The organism is Microbacterium xerophyticum (assembly GCF_053543555.1).
Map to the genome: position 1 here is coordinate 131892 of NZ_JBLVOB010000007.1, position 4362 is coordinate 136253.

Annotated in this window: 5 protein-coding genes; all 5 read right to left on the minus strand. The window is 70.0% G+C overall.

Annotated features, from left to right (window positions below):
• On the minus strand, nt 1-491 hold a 491-nt coding region (locus tag ACNPNP_RS12100; protein ID WP_448966290.1), incomplete at its 3' end, for an ABC transporter ATP-binding protein.
• A 91-nt stretch (nt 492-582) separates the two neighbouring features.
• Nucleotides 583-1218 carry a response regulator gene (locus ACNPNP_RS12105; protein WP_448966291.1) on the minus strand — a complete coding sequence of 212 codons (636 nt, stop codon included), beginning with the start codon at nt 1216-1218 and terminating at the stop codon, nt 583-585.
• Nucleotides 1215-2423, minus strand: a complete 1209-nt coding sequence (locus ACNPNP_RS12110) for a sensor histidine kinase (RefSeq protein ID WP_448966292.1) — start codon at nt 2421-2423, stop codon at nt 1215-1217. The genes ACNPNP_RS12105 and ACNPNP_RS12110 overlap by 4 nt, the downstream gene beginning before the upstream one ends.
• Before the next feature lie 167 nt (nt 2424-2590).
• The gene (locus ACNPNP_RS12115) at nt 2591-3382 is read right to left on the minus strand and encodes a class I SAM-dependent methyltransferase (RefSeq protein ID WP_448966293.1); all 792 of its coding nucleotides are present in this window, start codon (nt 3380-3382) and stop codon (nt 2591-2593) included.
• 20 nt (nt 3383-3402) lie between these two features.
• Nucleotides 3403-4362, minus strand: a 960-nt coding sequence (locus ACNPNP_RS12120) for an AMP-binding protein (RefSeq protein ID WP_448966294.1), incomplete at its 5' end; no start/stop codon positions are given.

The following is a 4362-nucleotide window of genomic DNA, read 5'->3' on the forward strand; positions in this document are numbered from 1 at the left end:
GCGATCCCCCCGCGCTGCTGCTGCCCGCCGGAGAGCTCGTGCGGACGGTGCCTCAGGCGGGCGCCGAGGCCGAGTGTCTCGACGAGTCCGTCGATCCGTGCGCGTTCGATCGCGCTGGGCCTGCGGCCGTCGAGCTCGAACGGCAGCAGGATGTTGCCGATCGCGTCGAGGGTCGGCACGAGGTTGAAGGCCTGGAAGATGAAACCGACCCGGCGTCGCCGCAGGATCGTGAGGTCGAGGTCGCCGAGTCCGGTGATCTCGGTGTCGCCGATCCACGCGCGCCCCTCGGTCGGGGCGTCGAGGCCGGCCATGATGTGCATGAGCGTCGACTTGCCAGAGCCGCTCGGGCCCATGATCGCGGTGAACTGCCCGCGGCGGATGCCGACGCTGATGTCGTCGAGAGCCGTGACGGCGCTCCCGCCCCTGCCGTAGGACTTCGTGAGGTGCTGCACACGGGCTGCGAGCCCGAGGTCTGTGGTCGTGATCTCCATGCCTACGACGCTATGAAGAGCGGATGCCGCTGCGCATCGCCCGTGCGCATCATCCGCATACATCTCAAGGATGATCCCGGAGAGCGCGGGGTCAGTTCAGTCCGTGCTCGAAGGCGAAGACCACGAGCTGCACCCGATCGCGCAACGCGAGCTTGGTGAGGATGCGACTGATGTGCGTCTTCACCGTCGCCTCGCTGAGGAACTCCCGCCCGGCGATCTCGGAGTTCGACAGACCACGTGCGGCGAGCGCGAAGATCTCCCGCTCCCGATCGGTCAGCGACGCGTAGGCGGCGGGCACCGGCTTCGCGGCCTCGGTGAAGTGCGCGAAGAGCTCACGAGTGGCGGATGCCGCGATCACGTTGGACCCGGAGTGCACGGTGCGGATCGCGGCGAGCAGGAACTCCGGTTCGGCATCCTTCAGCAGGAACCCGCTCGCGCCCTGCCTGATGGCACGAGCCGCCGCCTCATCCAGGTCGAAGGTCGTCAGCATCACGACCTTCGGCGCATCCGGCGACTTCAGTATCTCGGCCGTGGCGGTCAGTCCGTCCATCACCGGCATCCTGATGTCCATGAGCACCACGTCCGGGCTCACCCGTGCGACTGCGGCGAGCGCCTCCTGCCCGTCCCCGGCCTCGGCGACGACCTCCATGTCGGGCTGGGAGGAGACCAGCATCCGGATCCCGGCGCGGAAGAGCGCCTGATCGTCGACCAGCAGGACGCGGATCATGCGTGCTCCTCCGATGCGTGCGGCGATTCTCCGATGGGCAGTGTCCCATGAACCACGAATTCCCCGCCCGCACGCTCGGCCGTGAGTCTGCCGCCGACGAGCTGTGCGCGCTCGCGCATGCCCACCAGGCCGTGTCCGCTCGCAGCTCCGACCGACGCGGCCGAGTCGACCGCGTTGCGCACGTCGATCTCGACGCGATCCGGCAGCCACGCCAGATGGATGTCGACGGCGCCTCCGGCACCGTGCCGGATGGTGTTGGTCAGCGCCTCCTGCAGGATGCGGTAGACCGCGAGCTGGATCGCACCTGGCGGCTCGCCCGGCGGCATGGGATCGACGGTCACACGCGGTTCGACGCCCGCCTGCCGCACCTGCGCGAAAAGCTGCTCGAGGTCGGCGATCGTGGGCTGCGGGCCATCGCCCTGGCGGTGCCGCAACTGGGTGAGCAGCATCCGCACGTCCGACAGCGCCGAGCGCGCGGTCTGCGAGATCGTACCCAGCGCCTCGGTCGCGATCTGCGGGTCCGCTGCCGCCGCATAGCGGGCGCCGTCGGACTGCGCCACGATCACCGCCAGAGAGTGCGCGACGACGTCATGCATGTCGCGGGCGATGCGCACACGCTCCTGCTCCTCGGCAGCTGCCACCTCGGCCCGTGTCTGCGCTTCGCGGCTGACGCGCCAGCGCAGCACCATGCGCCACCCGAATCCGCCCAGCCACGGCGAACCGAGAGCGAGGATGCTCATGAACGCGATCATCACGAAGGTGGCGACAGTGCTGGAGAGTCCCGCGGCGAAGAACTGCTCGTTACTGAGGGCGATGTAGGCCGCCGCGATGACGCCGCCGACGAACGAGGAGACGAGGCCGGCCCAGAACACCCGTGTCGTGCCCCATGCGGCCGTCGCGTACAGCACACCGAGAATCGCGACGTTGATCGGGAGCGGCCCGAGACCGACCGCCATCTGCACGACCGCGCCGACCCAGGCGACCGCCAGCGCGATCCCCGGTGCGAGTCGCCCGATCGCCACCGCGCCGCACTGCAGCACCGCGGCGATGACGAGGCCGGCGATGCCCACGGCCTCCGGAACCGTGGTGCTGAGGTTTCCCGGCGCGTAGAACACCAACGACGTCGGCGTGAGCAACGCGAACATCACGAACGCCCCGACGATGTCGAGGACGAGCGAGGTGCGGGACAGCGGACGGATCACCATCTCACGGTACGCGAGGCACCGGTCGCCGGCATCCGTCCAGCGATGTATCCGGGGCTCGACCGCGGACCGGTGTCACGCACGGCGGAGGGTGCGACACCGGTCGGAGGAATCGGCCGAGAACCTCCGACGTCCGCAACATCCTCCGCCGCGTGAAACTCGGATCCCGCTCAGGCGCGCGCGAGGATCTCGCCGTGCGGCACCAGATACCACCCGTCGGCGGCGTCCGCCCACGTGCGCCACGCCGCGCTGATGCGCTGCAGGTCGGCGGTCGTCGCGAAGCCGTCGTTCACGAGCTGGCGTGCGAGTGCGGACTCCACGATGCGGTCGGCCCACATGCCGCCCCACCATGCGCGCTCCTCGGCAGTCGCGTAGCACCACGTGGATGCACTCGCCGTGACGTCTTCGAACCCCGCGGCCCGTGCCCACGAGAGCAGACGGCGCCCGGCATCCGGCTCCCCGCCGTTCGCCAGCGCGGCCCGGCGGTACAGGTCGAGCCACTCGTCCAACTCGGGCGCCAGCGGGAACCAGATGAACCCGGCATAGTCGGCGTCGCGCGCGGCGACCAGTCCTCCTGGCTTCGTGACGCGACGCATCTCGCGCAGCGCCTGCACGGGATCGGCGACGTGCTGCAGAACCTGATGGGTGTGCACGATGTCGAAGGTGTCGTCCGCGAAGCTCAGCGCGTGCGCGTCCTCGACCGAGAAGTCGATGTTCGAGACGCCCTGCCCTGCCGCCAGCCGCTGCGACAGCGCGAGCTCGGCGTCACCGATCTCGGTCGCCGTGACATGGCCGACATGCTGTGCGAAATCCATCGTGATGGTGCCCGGCCCTGCACCGACGTCGAGGAGCCTCGTACCGGGCAGCAGATGCGGACGCAGGTACTCCGCCGAGTTCGCGATGGTGCGATTGCTGTGCGAACGCAGCACCGACTCGTGATGCCCGTGGGTGTAGACGGCCATGCTCTTCCTCTCGTGGATCCTCAGCGCAGCTCGGCGGCCAGACGGCGGATCGCCTCGCGGTCGGGTTTGCCCGAACTCAGCGTCGCGATCTCGTCGACGATGATCATGCGTGCCGGGCGGGCCGGCTTGCCCAGCTGTTCCGCGACGACGCCGCGCGCATGCGCGAGCTGCTCGGACTCGCTGCGTCTGAGCGCCTCGCCCCGCTCCGCGACGATCACGGATGCCTCGCCCCATCGGTCATCGTCGACGCCGACGACGACCGCGCCGGTGAGCCCTGGGATGCTGCGCACGATGCGCTCGACCCTGTCGAGGGAGATGTTGACGCCTCCCGACACGATCACGTTGTCGGCGCGCCCGTGCACCCGCACGATGCCGTCCTCCACGACGCCGAGATCACCCGTGCGATACCAGCGGATGCCGTGCTCGTCGCGCACGAACGTGGTCTCGGTGAGCACCGGATCCCCGAGGTAGCCGTCCGCGAGCATAGGTCCGGCGATGCGCAGCTCGCCGTCGACGACCTTGACCGCCACCGTCTCGAGCGGCGCACCGTCGTACACGCATCCGCCGCTCGTCTCCGTCGAGCCGTAGGTGCGCACCAGCCGTACGCCGAGTTCCGCGGCGCGCTCGCGCACCGGAACGGGCAGCGCCTGGCCGCCGACGAGGATCGCCGAGTACGCACGGAGCGCCGCGAGCACCCCGGTGTCCTCGATCGACGCGTCCAGCAGGGTCGCGACCTGTGCGGGTACGAGCGACGTGAACAGCGGCTCGCCGCCGCGCACCATCCGCTGCGTCGCATCCATGAAGCTGCGGGGCGAGAACGCCCCGTCGAGCACGACCGGAGTGGTGCCTGCGAGGATCGAGCGCGCCAGCACCTGCAGCCCCGCCACATACCCGGCCGGGAGCGCGAGCATCCAGCTCCCAGAGCCGATCCGGCCCGCAGTGGCCTCCGCACCGGCCCTCCGCGCCTCGGCGCTGAGCAC

Excerpts from the sequence above, each read along its gene's own strand:
- ACNPNP_RS12105 (WP_448966291.1), bottom strand. The coding sequence starts at position 1,218 with ATGATCCGCGTCCTGCTGGTCGACGATCAGGCGCTCTTCCGCGCCGGG.
- ACNPNP_RS12115 (WP_448966293.1), bottom strand. The coding sequence starts at position 3,382 with ATGGCCGTCTACACCCACGGGCATCACGAGTCGGTGCTGCGTTCGCAC.
- ACNPNP_RS12110 (WP_448966292.1), bottom strand. The coding sequence starts at position 2,423 with ATGGTGATCCGTCCGCTGTCCCGCACCTCGCTCGTCCTCGACATCGTC.